Genomic DNA, 17444 nt, shown 5'->3' on the forward strand with positions numbered 1-17444 from the left:
TTAAGTAATTGAGATGCTGAGCTTGTTCTCGGTTGCGGTCGCAAGCAATTTGTGACCGCGGTCGGCGGCCAGTATTGGCAACAAAGCGAAATGCACCCGATTGGGAGCGAGTTCCAAAAGCTCGGCCGTGCCGTTCAGGTGATCCCAATGGTTGGAGATGACTGTCAGGCGTGGTGCAGTGGCCGTGATAAACCAACCGTTTGCACTGTGTTCAAATTGCACGTTGCCGCCTTTTGGCATGGCGGATTCGCAGCACAAATGGGTCAGATAGGCCAATTGTACTTCGGTACGGCGCATGTCTTCTTTTGGCGACCAGGATGCAGACATCCTCGTGCCGTTGCAAAGCCCGTCTAGAGTCATGGCGCTCTCGCGCGGGCTCATTTTTTGGGCGTCTGCTGCAAGGCCAAAGGCGACGCGAAAAAAGCGAATGCGTGCGGCCGCACTGGCGCAACTGTCTTGGATCAGCTCCATCTCTGCGCTGGTGTCTGCTGTGCCTGCCATAGCCATTAGTTCCAATCCGTTCTGGATGGCACCGATGGGGCTGATAAGATCGTGACACATGCGCGACCCAATCAGGGTGGCAAGTGTTTCACTGTGTTGGGGCATTGATAGCTCCGAGGTTTGGAGAATTGGAAATGAACGATCTCAACGCGATACTGGAACCGGGAATGCTGGTTTTACATCCCGACCAGCCCGATTGGGGAACAGGTCAGGTACAATCCAACGTCGGTGGGCGCATCACTGTCAATTTTCGCGAAGAGGGAAAAGTTGTCATTGATGGTGCTCGCGTTGTGTTGGTCCCAGTTTACGAAGATTAACATAGCAGGTGAAGTGTTTCTGAATAGTTAACCATGTTCCCCAGCTTGCCAATCTTTTTCTGGCTGCATAGAACCAAGCAACCGCTGAGCAACAGGATGTGCCAATGAGCGCAGGTTTCACAACCAGCCTTGCCAAGACTCCCGCCGAGGTCGCCGAGGCACAGCGTCTGCGCTATGAGGTTTTCGTGGCGGAATTGGGCGGGGATGGTCCTTTGGTGGACCACAAAAACCGTCTTGAAATTGACCGTTTCGATCCGTTTTTTGATCATCTGTTGTTAAAGGACAATGGCCGTGTCGTGGGCGTTTATCGCTTGCTGCGCGACGATCAGGCCAGGGCAGCTGGCCAGTTCTATTCCGAAGATGAATACGATTTGTCCACGTTACGAAGAAGCGGTCGTAAGTTATTGGAATTGGGACGATCTTGTCTGGCACCGGATTGTCGTGGCGGGTCTGGATTGCTGCATTTATGGCAAGGTTTGGCGACCTATGTCATTGAACATGAAATTGAGATTCTTTTCGGAACGGCCAGTTTTCATGGCACAGATCTGAATGCTTTGGCACAGCCTTTGTCGCTGCTTTATCAAAAACACCTTGCACCGCCCGAGCTTTGTGTCACGGCCCGTGTGTTTCAAGATATGGATCTTGTTTCGCCTGATCAGATTGATCGGAAACAGGCGCTGCTGGATATACCTGCCCTGATAAAAGCATACCTTCGATTGGGCGGTTGTGTCGGGAATGGGGCCTACATTGATCATGCGTTTAACACCACGGATGTGTGTTTGGTCATGGATACGGCCAAAATGACTGCGCGTCAGAGAAAGTTGTATAGTAAGGATGGTAAAGAATGAACCCGACGTGGGACAAAGGTGAATGGCCAGATAAGGTCCGTATTTCACCGCTAGGATGGCTACTAGTCGTCCTTCGTATTCCAGTTTTGTTGATCGTAATTTTTGGCGGGCTGGCCTTGCTTTTGCTGATGCGCTTAATCGAAAAGCCGTTGTTTGGCATGGACCGCCCATTGACGCCATGGATCACACAGACAGTGTGCCGGATCACTTTGCGGGTGATCGGCTTGCCGCTGCGGCTTAAAGGGCCACGTATGGTTGGACCGGGGGCAATTGTTGCCAACCATGCGTCATGGCTGGATATCTTTGTGCTTAACAGCCGGAAAAATATCTACTTTGTTTCCAAGGCAGAGGTTGCGAAATGGCCGGTGATAGGCTGGTTGGCCCGCGCCACGGGAACCGTTTTCATCAATCGCGACCGGCGGGAGGCCAAAGTTCATACCGAAATGTTCGAAGACCGGTTGATGCATGGTCAACGCTTGTTGTTTTTCCCCGAAGGCACGTCGACCGACAGCTGCCGGGTCTTGCCGTTCAAATCGACGTTGTTCGCGGCGTTCTTCTCACCGAGGCTGCAGCACAGTTTGCAGGTGCAAGCGGTCAGCGTGGTTTATAAAGCCCCAGAGGGCGCGGACGATCGTTTTTATGGCTGGTGGGGAGATATGGATTTTGCCCCGTCCTTGATCAAGATGCTGGCGCAGCCACGGCATGGATCGGTAACCTTGGTGTATAACACACCCGTGCGCGTTGACAGTTTTCCCAACCGCAAGAGCCTTGCCGCAAAGTTGGAATCCCAAGTGCGGCAAGGCTTTGATGATCAACGTCTCACTGGGTGAGGGCCTAGACTTAATCCATTGCCTTTAAAAGAGCATTCAATGCAGCAAGCGGATCGTCGGTGTTCCAGATCTCTTCGCCAACGGCAAAAAAATCGGTCACTGGTGCAAGCTGTTTAGCCTCTGCCGCAGATACGCCGCCTTCGGCGACGACGGGCACTTCGATCATTTTTGACCACCAGTCAAAAAGTTCATGATCGGCCAGTTCGCCATCCCCCAGCGATCCGGAGACGGGGCCAAAGGAAATGTAGTCGGCACCGGCTTCGCCTGCGCTCATGCCTTCGTGGCTGGATTGGGCGCAATAGGCCCCGACAATGGCGTCAGCGCCCAATTCCTTGCGGGCGAAACGTACAGTCCGGGCACCGTCGAGCAAGTGAACGCCATCCAGCCCCAGCCGTTTGGCCAACACAACATGGGTATCGATGACCAATGCGACATCTGCGCGGTGGGCAATTTCGCGGATCGCATCAGCCGCACGCGTCAGTTTGTCTTCGTCATGAGTCGACAGTGACAGGCGCAAACACGCGATTTCTGCGCCGTTCAACACGGTTTCAAGCTGGGCAGGGAATGTGCTCAGGTCGAATTCCGGCGGGGTGACGAGGTAGATTTGAGGGCGGTCCTGATCTGACATGACATGCTATCCTGCGGGCAATTTGACGCTTGTCATACCCTGTGAAATTCCCTTTGGCTATCGCGATTTGCGCTGGGTGCCTTTGGCCGGTTTCGGTTTTTTTGGAGGTTTGGGGGGCAATGTTGCTGCAAATGCCATTGCAAGATCAGTCAAGGCCTTGCGGGTGTCATCATTCCCCAACACATCATCGTCGACTTCGACCAAACCTTTCATCGGCCGACCGGTAAAACTTAGCTCTTCGACTCCCGGCAAGGCCAAAGCCGTTTCATAACGGTCGGGTCCAACGCGGTACATCCCGCCGCCCTTGTGAACGCCGCACACCATATTGCCAAAGCTCAAAAAGCATAGCCCACCGAACATGCGCTTTTCTTCGCTACCGGGTAGATCCCCGGCCGCAAATAGATCTTCGCGCATCACTGTCGCGTGCCCTTCGTCATAGGCCATGTTTGTCCCCTTGTATTGGCATCAGTTTGCGGAATTTTGCCCCTAAAAGGCAAGGGTTCTTGCTCATTTGCCCGTGGCAGCTTAGGGCAGGCGGACACGCAAGGAGACCGTCATGGCCACTGGAAAACCACAGCCCGCATTTGTTTTGGTACGCCCGCAGATGGGGGAAAACATCGGCGCAGCGGCACGGGCGATGTGGAATTTCGGCTTGGACCGTATGCGTGTGGTCGCCCCGCGCGATGGCTGGCCCAGCGAAAAAGCGGTTGCCATGGCGTCTGGCTCTGGCCGTTTGCTGGACGAGGCCCAACTGGCCCCTGATTTGCCAAGCGCGCTTGAGGATTGCACCTATGTGATGGCGACCACGGCGCGCCCTCGGGATTTGACAAAGACGGTTTTCACGCCCGAGCGTGCCATGCAAGAGGCGCAAATGCGCATTGCCCGCGGTGAAAAAGTTGCTGTGATGTTTGGCCCGGAACGCGCAGGTCTTGAGAATGCCGATATTGCGCAGGCGAATGCTATTATCTCGGTTCCTGTGAACCCCGAATTTGCCTCGCTGAACCTCGCGCAATGTGTGTTGCTGTGTTCCTATGAATGGCAACGTGCAGCCGGAGAGGCCGAGCCAGTGGTGGACGCTATGGCCGGAACCGATTGGGCGACTGGAAAAGAAGTTGAGCATCTGGCGCTCCACTACGAGGACCGCATGGATGATGCCGGATTCTTTTATCCGGAACACAAAACCGAAAGCATGAAGCTGAACCTACGCAATATGTGGAGCAGAATGCCTTTGACCCGCGCGGATGTTCAAATGCTGCATGGGATGTTGCGCCAGATGGTTCGGTGGAAAGACCGCGGCGACTGATCCGTCCACAAAAATGCGGACCGGCCTGATGACCGATCCGCAGGTGGGTTGCCGGGACGGGAGGAGGCCCGGCGACATTATCAATAGTTAGAGCCACCGCTGTAGCCCGATCCGCCGCCGCTGTGCTTTTTCTTTGGCGGTGTGTAGCTGTTGTTGCAGGCATGGTTTTGCAAGTACTTTGCCGACACCCAATAATAATGATTGTTGTAGGATACTTTGGTCCAGCCATATTGGTGGCCAACTACATGTACGTTGGTGCATGGATGAAAGCTGCCGATCACATGGTAATTTGTACCGGGACCAGAGCGCGCATTCAGAGTGACACCGTGCTGTGTCCAGGCAGAGTTGGCGGAGGCGGCGGACGCAGTCAAAGCAGAGGCGGCGACGATGGCGGAAATCAGAAGCTTTTTCATAAGTCGGGTCCTTTGGAAAATTGTTTGGCAGCAGTTTTGAATTCGTACATGCAAACTACATCATTGTTGGCGGTGCCCTAAGTCAGGAATGTCTGACCAAGGTATTCCATACCTTTGGCTTTCCGAGGGTCAAAGGTTGAAGGCCGGACGCGGCGGCACTAGTGTCACGCGCAAACGGAGTTAAGACATGGCGGGATTTCATGGCTGAAAAACGCAAGCTGTTCGAAGATGTCGGGGATGGGGCGGTCAAGCCAGCAGACCCTAGGGGCGGCATGATTGATGCCGGTAAACGCGGGGCACGGCGCGGTATTCGCGCTTGGCTGATGGTGTTGTTTGCATTGGTGGTTGTTATGATCGCCGTCGGAGGATTGACCCGCTTGACCGACAGCGGTTTGTCCATCACCGAATGGCGCCCTGTGACTGGTGCGCTTCCCCCGATGAGCGATGAAGCCTGGGGATCAGAATTCGAAAAGTATCAAAGCAGCCCGGAATACCAGTTGGAAAACAAGGGCATGTCGATGACTGAATTCCAGTTTATCTACTGGTGGGAATGGGGGCATCGTCAACTTGGCCGTGTGATCGGGTTGGTGTGGGCGATTGGATTTTTCGGCTTTCTGATCGCCAAGCGCATTCCAACCGGTTGGACGCTGCCATTGCTCGGGATCGGGGCATTGGGCGGCCTGCAAGGGGCGGTTGGCTGGTGGATGGTATCCTCTGGTCTGGTCGGGCAGATGACGGATGTTGCGTCATACCGTTTGGCGACCCATCTCGGATTGGCCTTTGTGATTTTGGGCTTTATCGCGTGGCTCATCTATAGCCTTGGCCGCGAAGAGCGTGACCTGATGCAGGCGCGCCGTTTGGCGGAACCAAAACTGTTTTCCATGTCGACTGGGCTGATGCATTTCGCCTTTTTGCAGATCCTCTTTGGCGCTTTGGTTGCGGGGATTGATGCAGGGCGGAGCTTTAATGACTGGCCTTTGATGGCAGGCGGGTTTTTCCCGCCGTTTGCATTTGACATCGAGCCAATTTGGCGCAACCTATTCGAGAACGCTGGCTTGGTTCAGTTTCTTCACCGTGTATTGGGGTATGGCTTGATTGTCTTTGGACTTTTGGTTTGGCGCCGCGGACGGCGGTCCCCGAATGGGGATACGCGGTTCAGGTTCAACGCCGTTCTGGCCATGCTGACAGTGCAACTAGTATTGGGGATCGCCACCGTTCTGTACATCGCACCATGGCATTTGGCGATTTTGCACCAGTTGGGGGCTGTCGTGCTATGGGCACTTATTTTGCGGGCGCGCTTTGCGGCGCGGTATCCGATCCAAGAAACGATCCGAGGAGCAGCGTAACGATGACGGCATTCAAAGAACTGATGGCCTTTCAACGTGACACAGAGGCGCTTGGCCAAACCGCAGGCCGGTTGAGCTGGGACCAAGAAACGATGATGCCACATGGGGCCAGCGATCAACGGGGTGATGAACGCGCCGCGATCGAGGGCATTTTGCATCAGCGCCGGGTTGATCCGCGCATTGGTGATTGGCTGGCGTCCATTGACACAACTGCACTGGACGCTGTCGGAAAATCTCAACTGCGTCTCATCCGCCGATCTTACGAGCGCAATTTGCGGGTGCCGGAACGGCTCGCTTCCGAATTGGCGCGGGCTATCAGCAAGGCGCATGGCAGTTGGGCCACGGCGCGGGCGGATGATGATTTTGCCGCCTTTGCGCCTGTGCTGAAGGACATCGTTGCGCTGCGCCGCGAAGAAGCCGAGGCCTTGGCCCAAGGTGGAAACGCTTATGACGCGCTGTTGAACGAATACGAACCGGGGGCCAAGGCCACGGACCTAGAGGCCATGTTTGGCGCTTTGCGGCCGCGTCTTGTCGCCCTGCGCGAAGCGGTCTTGGACCAACCAGAAGTGCCCGGCTTATCAGGATCATTCGCCACTGACGGCCAAATGCGGGTGACTGAAAAACTGGCAGCGACATTCGGCTATGACTTCAATCGTGGCCGTGTCGACAAAGCTGTCCATCCGTTCAGTTCCGGGAGCGGGAATGATGTGCGCATCACCACCCGCACCGAGGCGTTGGACCCTTTCAATTGTTTTTACTCGACAATTCATGAGGTTGGCCATGGTTGCTATGAACAAAACATCGACCAATCCTATCGTCTGACCCCAATGGGGGCTGGTGTGTCCATGGGGGTTCACGAAAGCCAAAGCCGGATTTATGAAAACCAGCTTGGCCGGTCTCGGGCCTTTACAGGTTGGCTCTATGGTCAGATGCGAGATGAGTTTGGTGATTTTGGTGTCGCAAACGAAGATGCTTTCTATGGTGCGGTGAACCGGATCAAGAATGGCTATATTCGTACCGAAGCAGACGAAGTCCAATACAACCTACACGTCTTGCTGCGCTTCGATCTCGAACGCGCGGTGATTTCGGGTGACCTTGCCATTGATGATCTGGAAACCGCATGGAATGACCGGTTTCGGGCCGACTTTGGCTATGCTGTCGACAAAGCGTCGAACGGCGTTTTGCAAGACGTGCATTGGTCCGCGGGTTATTTCGGATATTTCCCGACCTACACCTTGGGCAATGTTTATGCAGGTTGCCTGTTCGAAGCCTTGCAGGCGGCGGTGCCAAATCTGGATGATCAACTGGCCCAAGGGGACACTTCGGCTGCAACCGGCTGGCTCAAGGAAAAACTGCAACAGCACGGCGGTCTACGAGAAGCGCGCGCCACGATTGAGCATGCCACAGGCAAAGCGCCGTCCGAAGCGCCCTTGCTCGATTATCTGGAAAGCAAGTTCAGCAGCCTTTACAAGTTGTAACAATTGGGGCGGGCAGGGTGATCCTTGCCTGCCTTGGGCCCTATAAAAGGGCCATGCGCTCCGCCCGTTCTGGATCTGGGAAGGGGCGGTACAGTGCGAAATCGGCCTTCAAGATCTGATCGTGAACCGCCCCGTACAACCGTTCGATATTGTCATCTTGTGCTCCGTTCATGCGAAACGCTTGATCCAATTGCGCCAGATCCACGACCTCAATCTGTAGCAAAAAATCACGGTAGCAATCTGCAGCAAGGTTCAGCTTGCGGCGATACAGATGCCAGCGCAAAATCACCCCTTCCGTCATCAAGTGATCCAGCCACAGCTCTGCCGCATGGGCAAATGCCAGTGCTTTGGTGTCGTTCTTCAGATCAATCATGCAGGTATAGAGGTTCATCGCAGCGCTCCTTTGACGACAACCTTGCCAGACAGAGATTGAAAGCCCCTTAAAGCAAAACACCGGCCTTGGATCGCGCCAAGGCCGGTGTTTGTTTCAGACAAAAGCTGTCAGAATCTATTCTGCCGCGCCTTCAGGGCCGGATTCGCTGATCACCTCAGCATCTTCGATCTCGTCCTCATCGCCTTGGTCGGCAATGCGTGCGACCGAAACAACAACTTCTTTCTTGCCAGTCCGGAAGACATTGACGCCGCCAGCCCCGCGTGAGCGGAAGGAAATGCCGTCAACCGGTACGCGGATCGACTGACCTGTCGATGTGGCCAGCATGATTTGATCACCCATTTCAACCGGGAAACTGGCAACCAAAGGTCCGCCGCGCATCGCTTTGTCAAAGGCCTGCACGCCCATACCGCCACGCCCGCGAACAGGATAATCGTGGCTAGAGCTCAGCTTGCCCGCGCCCATGGATGTGATGGTCAGCAACAGGTTTTCCGCCGCCGACATTTCGGCATAGCGTTCCTGGCTCAGCTGGGTATTGGCGTTGCCTTCTTCTTCTGCGGGCAATTCGGCGTCATCAGCCAGACCGGCCATAGCGCGGCGCATCTTAAGATATGCGGCGCGCTCATCGGGGGTTGCCTCAAAGTGGCGAATGATCGACATCGACACAACTTTGTCGTCGCCCAGCAGTTTGATCCCGCGCACACCAACCGACGCACGGCTGTTAAAGACGCGTACATCTGTGGCAGGGAAACGGATCGCCCTTCCACTGTCCGTCACCAACATGACGTGATCATCGTTTTCGGCAATGCGCACGTCGATCAGTTTGGTTTCGGCGTGATCGTCTTCGAACTTCATCGCGATCTTGCCGTTGGATTTCACATTGGTGAAGTCCGACAGTTTGTTGCGACGCACGGTCCCGGCGCTGGTCGCAAAGACCACCTGAAGATCGTCCCAATCGTCTTCGTCGCGATCAACAGGCATGATTGCCGCAATCGAAACACCTGCGGGAATCGGCAACAGGTTGATAATTGCCTTGCCTTTCGAGGTGCGTGACCCCTGCGGCAAACGCCATGTTTTCAGCTTGTATGCCATGCCGTCGGTGGTGAAGAACAACAACTGAGTATGCGTGTTGGCTACAAACAACGTTGTGACAACATCGTCGTCTTTCATGGCTCCGCCAGACACACCTTTGCCGCCACGCTTTTGCGCCCGGAAATCGACCAATGGGGTGCGTTTGATGTAGCCGCCAGCAGTGACAGTGACGACCATGTCGGACCGCTCGATCAGGTCCTCATCGTCCATATCGCCGGCCCAATCGACGATCTCGGTGCGGCGCGGCACAGCAAAATCGTCGCGTACCTTGATCATCTCGTTCGAGATAATCGACATGATGCGATCGCGGCTGCCCAAAATTTCAAGGTATTCCTTGATCTTCGAAGCAAGTTCTTCGAGCTCATCAGTCACCTCTTTGACACCCAGTTGAGTCAGGCGCTGCAACCGCAGTTCCAAAATCGCGCGGACTTGGGTTTCAGACAGGTTATATGTGCCGTCTTCATTCGCTTTATGGGTCGGATCATCGATCAGAGCGATAAAGGGCAGGATTTCCAGAGCAGGCCAACGGCGTTCCATAAGCTTTGCGCGGGCTTCTGCCGCGTCAGCCGAGGCACGGATCGTTGCCACGACTTCGTCAACGTTGGAGACAGCGACGGCCAAGCCGCACAAAATGTGGCTGCGTTCACGGGCCTTGCGCAAAAGGTAGGCTGTTCGGCGCACGATGACATCTTCGCGAAAGTCCAAGAAGGCGGTCAGAAAGCCGCGCAGATTGAGCTGTTCGGGACGACCACCGTTCAAGGCCAACATGTTACAGGCAAAATAGGTCTGCATTGGCGTAAAGCGGAACAACTGGTTCAGTACCACTTCGGCCGTCGCATCGCGTTTCAACTCGACCACGACACGCACGCCGTTGCGATCTGATTCGTCCTGAACGTGCGAGATGCCTTCGATCTTTTTATCGCGTGCCGCTTCGGCGATCCGCTCAATCATGGTGGACTTGTTCACCTGATACGGGATCTCATCAATGACGATGGCAAAGCGATCTTTGCGGATCTCTTCAACGCGGGTTTTAGAGCGGATGACAATGCTGCCGCGACCCTCGGTATAGGCTTTGCGTGCGCCGCTCCGGCCCAGAATAATACCACCCGTCGGAAAATCCGGGGCAGGGACGAATTCGATCAATTCTTCGCTGGTCAGGTCAGGGTTTTCGATCAGCGCAAGGGCTGCGGTGATCACTTCACCCAGGTTATGGGGCGGAATGCGCGTTGCCATCCCAACCGCAATACCTTCGGCACCGTTGACCAAAACATTGGGGTAGCGGGCCGGAAGAACTGTGGGTTCGCGTTCCTTGCCATCATAGTTGTCCTGGAAATCGACGGTGTCTTTGTCGATGTCCAAAAGCAGGTTCAGCGCCGATTTTTCAAGACGGGCTTCGGTATAACGCATCGCAGCCGCGCTATCACCGTCCATCGAGCCAAAGTTGCCCTGACCATCGATCAGCGGCAGTGACATCGAAAAATCCTGCGCCATACGCACGAGGGCGTCATAGATCGCGCTATCACCATGCGGGTGATAGTTCCCCATGACCTCACCCACGGGCTTGGCGCATTTGCGATAGGACTTATCGGGCGTATAGCCACCGTCATACATGTGGTACAAAATGCGTCGGTGCACGGGTTTCAGCCCGTCGCGCACATCAGGGATGGCACGGCTTACAATCACGCTCATGGCGTAATCCAGATAGCTGGTCTTCATCTCATCCGTGATGGAAATGGAAGGCCCGCTATACACTGGCGGATTTTCGTCTGTATCTTCAGGTGCTTCTGGCGTGTCGTTCACGTAGGTTACCTACTCGGTTGTCTGCCATATATTGTTGAACGTTTTATAACAGATGCAGGATGTAGGGTGCAATGGCAGCCTTGCTGCCTTGTCTGGCAGCCAAGGCGTGTATCTGCTAACAGTTTGATTTTATTGAAAAGTAAAGATTTTCAGCGCAGCATGTTTTTACACAAAAATAAATGAGGCACGCCATGCAGATGTCAGAAACGGAAATGATGCTCAAAGGCTATGGTTTAACCACGGCTGAACTCTATTATCACATGCCCGATTTCCCGCATGTTCTGAACAGTTTTGTCTGGCAAGATTACGATCTTGCCCCTGATCATGACAAGTTGCTCGGGTTTATTTCTTTTTGGCACGACGAAATCGAAGGGCCGCTACATTCGGTTCGTTTTAGTCATCGTAAGATGATTTCGCCGGGCGAGTGGCGGAATGTTGTGGGCGAATTTACCTATCATTGACTGCGTTGGTCGCCAAAGCCAGAGGGGCACCATGCCCCTCGTGGCAGTCTGTGCAGGTTGTTGGATCAGGGAATGATCCGGGTGTATTTCACACCCTCCAAAGTCGCGCCAAGGCGCAGACCGGATTGGCCGAAAACAATTGCGATCACCGGTGCCAGCGCGGTTGTGGTTTCCGCACCCAGTTTTTCGCCGCGCTCGGGCGTGGCATATTCGATGTTTGCTCCGGCGGCGTAGCCGGGCGAACGCCGGAAGGTCGACAAGGCGTCTTCGGTCATGAAAAACAAAACATGCGCATATTGCTGTGCGCCGATTTGCAATCCGCCGGACGCTTTGGCCAGTGAATAGTAGTCTACTGTTCCGCCGCCAACGCGCAGCGCGCCTTCGCCATATGCGCCGCCAAAGCCAAATCCGGCTTCGGTGATCAAAGGCATGACCAAAATCCCAACCGATTTCGCGGCCAGATCCTGGGTTGAAGGGTAGTCTGAATAAAGCTGGGTCAAGGTGCTGTCGACGCGCGCGTCAATCATGGAAGCACTGCGGCTGCCAACGCCGTTGCCACACGCTGCGACAAGCGCAACAGCGCCCAAGCCCAAAGTCAGTTTTCGTCTCGAAAGGGTCATTTGCTCGTTCCTTGCCTGTGCCCCTGATTGGGGCCTCAGATCCGGCTGTTTTCGCCGGTTACGCGTTCTTATACGCAGCAAAACGTAGCTTGTCACCACGCCTTGCCGCAGGCCCATTGCCAAGGGGCTGCAATGGGCAAAAGCCCGCTACCCGTTCAGGATTTTTGCAGCTGCGGGGGCGAAATAGGTCAATACCCCGTCGCATCCGGCGCGTTTAAAGGCAACAAGGCTTTCCAGCATGACCTTTTCGCCGTCAACCCAGCCGCGTTCACTCGCCCCCGCAAGCATCGCATATTCGCCTGAAACTTGATAGGCGAAGGTGGGTGCACCAAAGGTGTCTTTGGCGCGTCGGCAGATATCCAGATAGGGCATGCCCGGTTTGACCATTACCATATCCGCGCCTTCCATCAGATCGCGTTCGATCAATCGCATGGCTTCGTCGGAATTGCCCGCTTCCATCTGATAGGTCTTTTTGTCGCCCTTGAGTGCGCCCGATGCACCGACAGCATCGCGAAACGGTCCGTAAAACGCACTGGCAAATTTGGCGGCATAGCTCAGGAGCAAGACATCTTGGTGGCCCTCGGCTTCCAAGGCCGTGCGCAATGCACCAATACGTCCGTCCATCATATCAGATGGACCAATAATATCGGCACCGGCGTCGGCCTGCGAAAGCGCCTGTTTCACCAAGGCCTCGACTGTGCGGTCATTGACGATCACGCCGTTCTCAACAAATCCGTCATGGCCGTTGATATTATAGGGGTCAAGGGCGACATCGGTCATCACTGCTATATCCGGAACCGCGTCTTTGATTGCGCGGGTGGCGCGATTGGACAGGTTTTCCGGGTTCCATGCCTCGGCGCAATCTTCGGTTTTCAGGCTGGGATCGGTATAGGGAAACAGGCAAATGGACGGAATGCCCAAGGCATGCGCCTCGCGGGCAGCTTCGACCACTTTGTCAACAGACAGGCGGTTCACACCCGGCATCGAAGCAATGGGTTCAACCTGTCCAACACCATCGCGCACAAAGACCGGCCAGATGAAATCACCGGGGGTCAGTGTGGTTTCTTGCACCAATGCACGGATGGAAGAGCTGCGGCGCAGACGGCGCAGCCGTGTGGCAGGAAAGGGGGCAACAGTCGGCTTCATGGCGATGTCCTTCGGCGAAGTCCTTGTAAACGTCGCATTTGGGTGGCATGGAATGGGAATTGTCTCAAGCCCCATTTGGCCTTTCGTGCCACGGGGTCGCGAACCGCCCAAGGCTAAAACAGGCCGGGCCCAAGGAAAGAGCAGCGTTTTGGACTGGTACACCACCGTCTTTGAAGTCATCGACATGCGGTCGTTTTCAAACCTTTGGTATTGGGTTGTTTTGGCCGTTGCATGGTCATCCATCAGCCATTGGGTGCTTGGCGTGCCCTTTGACATGGTGGCACGGGCGCGGCGCCATGGCGGACAAGCTGAACAAGACCTAGAGGATTTGGTCCGTATCAACGCCAACCGGATTTTGTTCGTTGTTGAGGAAACCGGAGTATGGATGACTGCGCTGGTATCGGCATTGCTGTCCGCACTGGTGGTTCTGGGACTGTTTTATGGCGTTGAAATCGCGCAAGCGGTGTTCTTGCTGGTATTCCCGCTGACGTTTGTCGGGCTGCTAAGCATTCATTCCGCTCACAAAGTGCGCAACGGCGAAAACAGCGGTGAGCCGCTCTGGCGCCGTTTGCGAATCCACCGGATGACCACGCAATTGGTTGGGATGTTGTCGATCTTTTTGACTGCCATGTGGGGCATGTATCACAATTTGTCCTCCTTCATCCTGTGATCCTTAGGCTGCGAACCGCTGTAATATTATGCGCGTCCGCGCTCTTGGATTACGCAGTGGGTGACGTGACAGCCAAATAATCCGCGCGGCAGCTTGACGGGGACGACACACAAAGGCATTTCGAACCCTATGGTACAAAAGCAAATTGTCATGGGCGGAGCCCCCGAAGGGTTCGACGCCAAGCTGGTTTTGAACGAGATGGCAAAGGTCAACGGGCCTGTCATCCATGTCGCGCGCGACGACAAGCGCCTTGCGTCAATGCGCGATGCATTGGCCTTTTTGGCCCCGGATGTTCCAGTTGTCAGCTTTCCCGGTTGGGATTGTTTGCCTTTTGACCGTGTGTCGCCCAATGCCGATATTTCGTCGGCCCGGATGGCGGCCTTGGCGGGTTTTTTGCACGGCATGCCGGCGCAATATATCTTGCTGACCACCCTGTCTGCGGTTACCCAAAAACTACCAGCACGAGATGTGCTGCGCGAAGCGGCTTTTGTTGCCAATGTGGGCGGCCGGGTGGACGAGGACGCCCTGCGCGGATTTCTCGTGCGGATGGGATTTAGCCAAGCGCCGACAGTGACCGAACCCGGCGACTACGCCATTCGCGGAGGCATTGTTGACATCTTTCCGCCCGGCGATGGCGGGCCGGTGCGGCTTGATTTCTTTGGGGATGTGTTGGACGGCGCGCGGCGCTTTGACCCCGCGACCCAGCGCACCACAGAAAAGCTGGACTACATCGAACTGGCTCCTGTCTCGGAGGTGATTTTGGACGAAGCCGCGATCACCCGGTTTCGGCAAAACTACCGCATCGAATTTGGCGCTTCGGTCAAAGATGATCCGCTATACGAAGCGGTCAGTGCCGGGCGCAAACATCAGGGCATCGAACACTGGTTGCCGTTTTTCCATGACCGTCTCGAAACCTTGTTTGATTATCTGCCGGATGTGCCACTGCTGCTCGATGATCAATTTACTCCGTCGCGTTTGGCGCGCTGGGATAGCATCCAGGATCAATACGAAGCGCGCACTCATGCTTTGACCCAGAAAAAGACCATGGGCAGCGTGTATAAACCGGTGCCACCCGGGCTGCTGTATCTTGATGATGCAGCGTGGGAGGCAGCAATTGACGGGCGGCGCGTGGTGCAGTTTCATCCGCTGCCGCAAGCCTCCGGTCCGGGTGTTGTGGACGCAGGCGGGCGTATTGGTCGCAATTTCTCCCCCGAGCGACAGCAAGAAAGCATCAGTTTGTTTGGCGCGCTGGCCGATCACATCAAGGTGAAAATGTCCGCCGGTCCGGTGTTGATTGCATCGTATTCCGAAGGGGCGCGTGAACGTCTGACAGGGCTGATCGAAGACGAAGGACTGGCCGAAGCGATCCCGCTATCCAATGGTGCGCGGATCGGCAAACACGGGTTGCATCTGGCGGTTTGGTCGCTTGAGGCGGGGTTTGAGGCCCCTTGGAATGACGGCAAGATCACCGTTATTTCAGAACAAGACGTTCTGGGTGATCGGCTGATCCGCGCCCCGCGCAAACGCCGCAAAGCCGAGAACTTCCTAACCGAGACGCAAAGCCTGAGCCCCGGCAATTTGGTTGTGCATGTCGATCACGGTATTGGTCGTTACTTGGGGCTTGAGGTCATCTCGGCAGCGGGTGCGGCGCATGAATGCATCACTATTGAGTATGCTGAGGCGGCCAAGCTGTATCTGCCGGTCGAGAATATCGAACTTCTTAGTCGCTATGGCCATGACGAAGGGTTGCTGGACCGCTTGGGCGGCGGTGCATGGCAAGCCAAGAAAGCCAAGCTCAAGGAACGTATCCGCGAGATGGCGGACAAGCTGATCCGGATTGCTGCTGAACGGGCGCTGCGAACCGCGCCGGTTATGGACCCACCGATGGGGGCCAGCGAAAGTTTTGCGGCGCGTTTTCCGTATCAGGAAACCGATGACCAGTTGAACGCCATCAATGACGTGATGGAGGATATGCATTCCGGCCAGCCGATGGACCGCTTGATTTGCGGTGATGTTGGCTTTGGCAAAACCGAAGTTGCGATGCGTGCGGCCTTTATCGCTGCAATGTCTGGGGTTCAGGTCGCTGTGATTGCGCCGACAACCTTGCTGGCGCGCCAGCACTACAGGTCGTTTGCGGAACGATTTAGGGGCTTTCCGCTACAGGTCGCGCCGCTGTCGCGCTTTGTCGGCACGAAAGAGGCCGCTATGACCCGCGATGGGATTTCCCGCGGCACAGTTGATATCGCGGTCGGCACGCATGCACTACTGGCCAAAGGGGTTCGGTTTGATCGGCTCGGGCTGCTTATCATCGACGAAGAACAGCACTTTGGTGTGCAGCACAAAGAACGGTTGAAGCAGCTTCGATCCGACATCCACGTTTTGACTTTGACCGCAACACCGATCCCGCGCACGTTGCAGCTGTCGCTGACCGGCGTGCGGGATTTGTCAATCATTGGCACACCGCCCGTCGACCGTTTGGCGATCCGCACCTATGTGTCCGAATTTGATGCCGTCACAATACGCGAAGCGTTGCTGCGCGAGCACTACCGAGGGGGTCAGTCGTTCTATGTGGTGCCGCGCATTGCGGACCTGCCCGAAATCGAGGAATTCCTAAAAGAGCAGATGCCCGAAATCACCTATATGGTGGCGCATGGCCAGATGGCGGCGGGCGAGCTGGATGAACGGATGAATGCCTTTTATGACGGTAAATATGACGTGCTTCTGGCCACGACAATTGTTGAATCCGGTCTCGATATTCCGACGGCGAACACGATGATTGTGCACAGGGCGGATATGTTTGGGCTGAGCCAGCTCTATCAAATTCGTGGCCGTGTCGGGCGCTCAAAAACCCGCGCGTATTGCTATCTAACCACCAAACCGCGCGCTAAACTGACCACGACGGCGGAAAAACGTCTGCGGGTTTTGGGATCGATTGATACGCTTGGGGCAGGCTTTAGCCTTGCGTCGCAAGACCTTGATATTCGGGGCGCGGGCAATTTGCTTGGCGAAGAGCAATCCGGCCAGATGCGCGATGTTGGCTATGAATTGTATCAATCCATGTTGGAAGAGGCGATCGCCAAGATCAAATCTGGCAAGATGGAGGGCCTCACGGATGATGATGGCCAATGGGCACCGCAGATCAATCTGGGTGTGCCGGTTCTGATCCCAGAAAATTATGTTCCTGATCTGGATGTGCGTTTGGGGCTGTATCGCCGCTTGTCCTCGCTGACCACCAAGGTCGAATTGGAAGGGTTTGCAGCTGAATTGATCGACCGGTTTGGGAAACTGCCACGTGAAGTAAATACTTTGATGTTGGTCGTCCGCATCAAAGCGATGTGTAAGCGTGCCGGAATTGCCAAGCTGGATGGCGGACCAAAGGGGGCGACCGTTCAGTTCCACAACGACAAATTTGCCAAGCCGGAAGGTCTGGTGACGTTTATGGCGGCGCAGGGTGATACGGCTAAAATCAAGGATAACAAGATCATCGTCCGGCGCGACTGGCGCAGTGACAAAGACAAGATTCAAGGTGCGTTTGCCATTGCCCGCGATCTGGCCGAAGCCGCTGGAAAGATCAAGAAACGGGTTAAGTGATTTTCAGTA

17 protein-coding genes are annotated in these 17444 nt (G+C 55.4%); 9 read left to right on the top strand and 8 right to left on the bottom strand.

All coding sequences use genetic code 11. The features are described 5' to 3' along the window. Positions 1–606 (bottom strand): histidine phosphotransferase family protein, encoded by a 606-nt coding sequence (locus C8N36_RS06705; RefSeq protein ID WP_245910743.1) that lies wholly within the window; start codon positions 604–606, stop codon positions 1–3. 29 nt (positions 607–635) lie between these two features. On the opposite strand from C8N36_RS06705, the gene C8N36_RS06710 reads away from it, so the two are divergent. From C8N36_RS06710 to olsA, 3 genes are all read left to right on the top strand, one after another. Beyond that, positions 636–818: a DUF3553 domain-containing protein gene (locus C8N36_RS06710; protein WP_097804021.1), complete on the top strand. Its 183-nt coding sequence runs from the start codon at positions 636–638 to the stop codon at positions 816–818. 104 nt (positions 819–922) lie between these two features. After that, positions 923–1666 (top strand): L-ornithine N(alpha)-acyltransferase, encoded by a 744-nt coding sequence (gene olsB, locus C8N36_RS06715; RefSeq protein ID WP_097804020.1) that lies wholly within the window; start codon positions 923–925, stop codon positions 1664–1666. Further along, the gene (olsA, locus tag C8N36_RS06720) at positions 1663–2496 is read left to right on the top strand and encodes a lyso-ornithine lipid O-acyltransferase (RefSeq protein ID WP_097804019.1); all 834 of its coding nucleotides are present in this window, start codon (positions 1663–1665) and stop codon (positions 2494–2496) included. Before olsB ends, olsA begins: the two co-directional genes overlap by 4 nt. 10 nt (positions 2497–2506) lie before the next feature. On the opposite strand, the gene C8N36_RS06725 is transcribed toward olsA, so the two are convergent. Together C8N36_RS06725 and C8N36_RS06730 are read right to left on the bottom strand one after the other, a co-directional pair. Continuing rightward, positions 2507–3124 (bottom strand): thiamine phosphate synthase, encoded by a 618-nt coding sequence (locus tag C8N36_RS06725; protein ID WP_097804018.1) that lies wholly within the window; start codon positions 3122–3124, stop codon positions 2507–2509. 57 nt (positions 3125–3181) lie between these two features. Then, positions 3182–3568, bottom strand: coding sequence for a TfoX/Sxy family protein (locus C8N36_RS06730; protein WP_097804017.1), 387 nt, complete (start codon positions 3566–3568; stop codon positions 3182–3184). A gap of 112 nt (positions 3569–3680) precedes the next feature. Between C8N36_RS06730 and C8N36_RS06735 the strand changes: the two genes are divergently transcribed. Beyond that, positions 3681–4427, top strand: coding sequence for an RNA methyltransferase (locus tag C8N36_RS06735; protein ID WP_097804016.1), 747 nt, complete (start codon positions 3681–3683; stop codon positions 4425–4427). Between the two features lie 80 nt (positions 4428–4507). Here the strand turns inward: C8N36_RS06735 and C8N36_RS06740 are convergent, their stop codons facing one another. After that, on the bottom strand, positions 4508–4840 hold the full coding sequence (locus C8N36_RS06740; protein ID WP_097804015.1) for an SH3 domain-containing protein: 333 nt from the start codon (positions 4838–4840) through the stop codon (positions 4508–4510). A gap of 200 nt (positions 4841–5040) precedes the next feature. Here C8N36_RS06740 and ctaA point away from each other — a divergent pair, with 200 nt between their 5' ends. After that, positions 5041–6186 carry a heme A synthase gene (gene ctaA, locus C8N36_RS06745; RefSeq protein ID WP_097804014.1) on the top strand — a complete coding sequence of 382 codons (1146 nt, stop codon included), beginning with the start codon at positions 5041–5043 and terminating at the stop codon, positions 6184–6186. A gap of 2 nt (positions 6187–6188) precedes the next feature. After that, on the top strand, positions 6189–7664 hold the full coding sequence (locus C8N36_RS06750; protein ID WP_097804013.1) for a carboxypeptidase M32: 1476 nt from the start codon (positions 6189–6191) through the stop codon (positions 7662–7664). 40 nt (positions 7665–7704) lie between these two features. Here the strand turns inward: C8N36_RS06750 and C8N36_RS06755 are convergent, their stop codons facing one another. Both C8N36_RS06755 and gyrA read right to left on the bottom strand, forming a co-directional pair. Beyond that, positions 7705–8055 (bottom strand): DUF6614 family protein, encoded by a 351-nt coding sequence (locus tag C8N36_RS06755; protein ID WP_097804012.1) that lies wholly within the window; start codon positions 8053–8055, stop codon positions 7705–7707. Positions 8056–8172: 117 nt separating this feature from the next. Continuing rightward, the gene (gene gyrA, locus C8N36_RS06760) at positions 8173–10947 is read right to left on the bottom strand and encodes a DNA gyrase subunit A (RefSeq protein ID WP_097804011.1); all 2775 of its coding nucleotides are present in this window, start codon (positions 10945–10947) and stop codon (positions 8173–8175) included. 191 nt (positions 10948–11138) lie between these two features. On the opposite strand from gyrA, the gene C8N36_RS06765 reads away from it, so the two are divergent. Continuing rightward, a complete protein-coding gene (locus tag C8N36_RS06765) occupies positions 11139–11408 on the top strand; it encodes an usg protein (RefSeq protein WP_097804010.1) in 270 nt (89 codons plus the stop codon). Between the two features lie 65 nt (positions 11409–11473). Here the strand turns inward: C8N36_RS06765 and C8N36_RS06770 are convergent, their stop codons facing one another. Both C8N36_RS06770 and hemB read right to left on the bottom strand, forming a co-directional pair. Then, positions 11474–12028: a lipid-binding SYLF domain-containing protein gene (locus C8N36_RS06770; protein ID WP_097804154.1), complete on the bottom strand. Its 555-nt coding sequence runs from the start codon at positions 12026–12028 to the stop codon at positions 11474–11476. A gap of 147 nt (positions 12029–12175) precedes the next feature. Continuing rightward, positions 12176–13174 carry a porphobilinogen synthase gene (hemB, locus tag C8N36_RS06775; protein ID WP_097804009.1) on the bottom strand — a complete coding sequence of 333 codons (999 nt, stop codon included), beginning with the start codon at positions 13172–13174 and terminating at the stop codon, positions 12176–12178. Between the two features lie 148 nt (positions 13175–13322). Between hemB and C8N36_RS06780 the strand changes: the two genes are divergently transcribed. After that, positions 13323–13844 carry a component of SufBCD complex gene (locus C8N36_RS06780; protein WP_097804153.1) on the top strand — a complete coding sequence of 174 codons (522 nt, stop codon included), beginning with the start codon at positions 13323–13325 and terminating at the stop codon, positions 13842–13844. A gap of 129 nt (positions 13845–13973) precedes the next feature. Further along, positions 13974–17435 (top strand): transcription-repair coupling factor, encoded by a 3462-nt coding sequence (gene mfd, locus C8N36_RS06785; RefSeq protein WP_097804008.1) that lies wholly within the window; start codon positions 13974–13976, stop codon positions 17433–17435. The last annotated feature ends 9 nt before the right edge of the window (positions 17436–17444 follow it).

This window comes from Pelagimonas varians (assembly GCF_003208435.1).
GTDB classification, from domain to species: domain Bacteria; phylum Pseudomonadota; class Alphaproteobacteria; order Rhodobacterales; family Rhodobacteraceae; genus Pelagimonas; species Pelagimonas varians.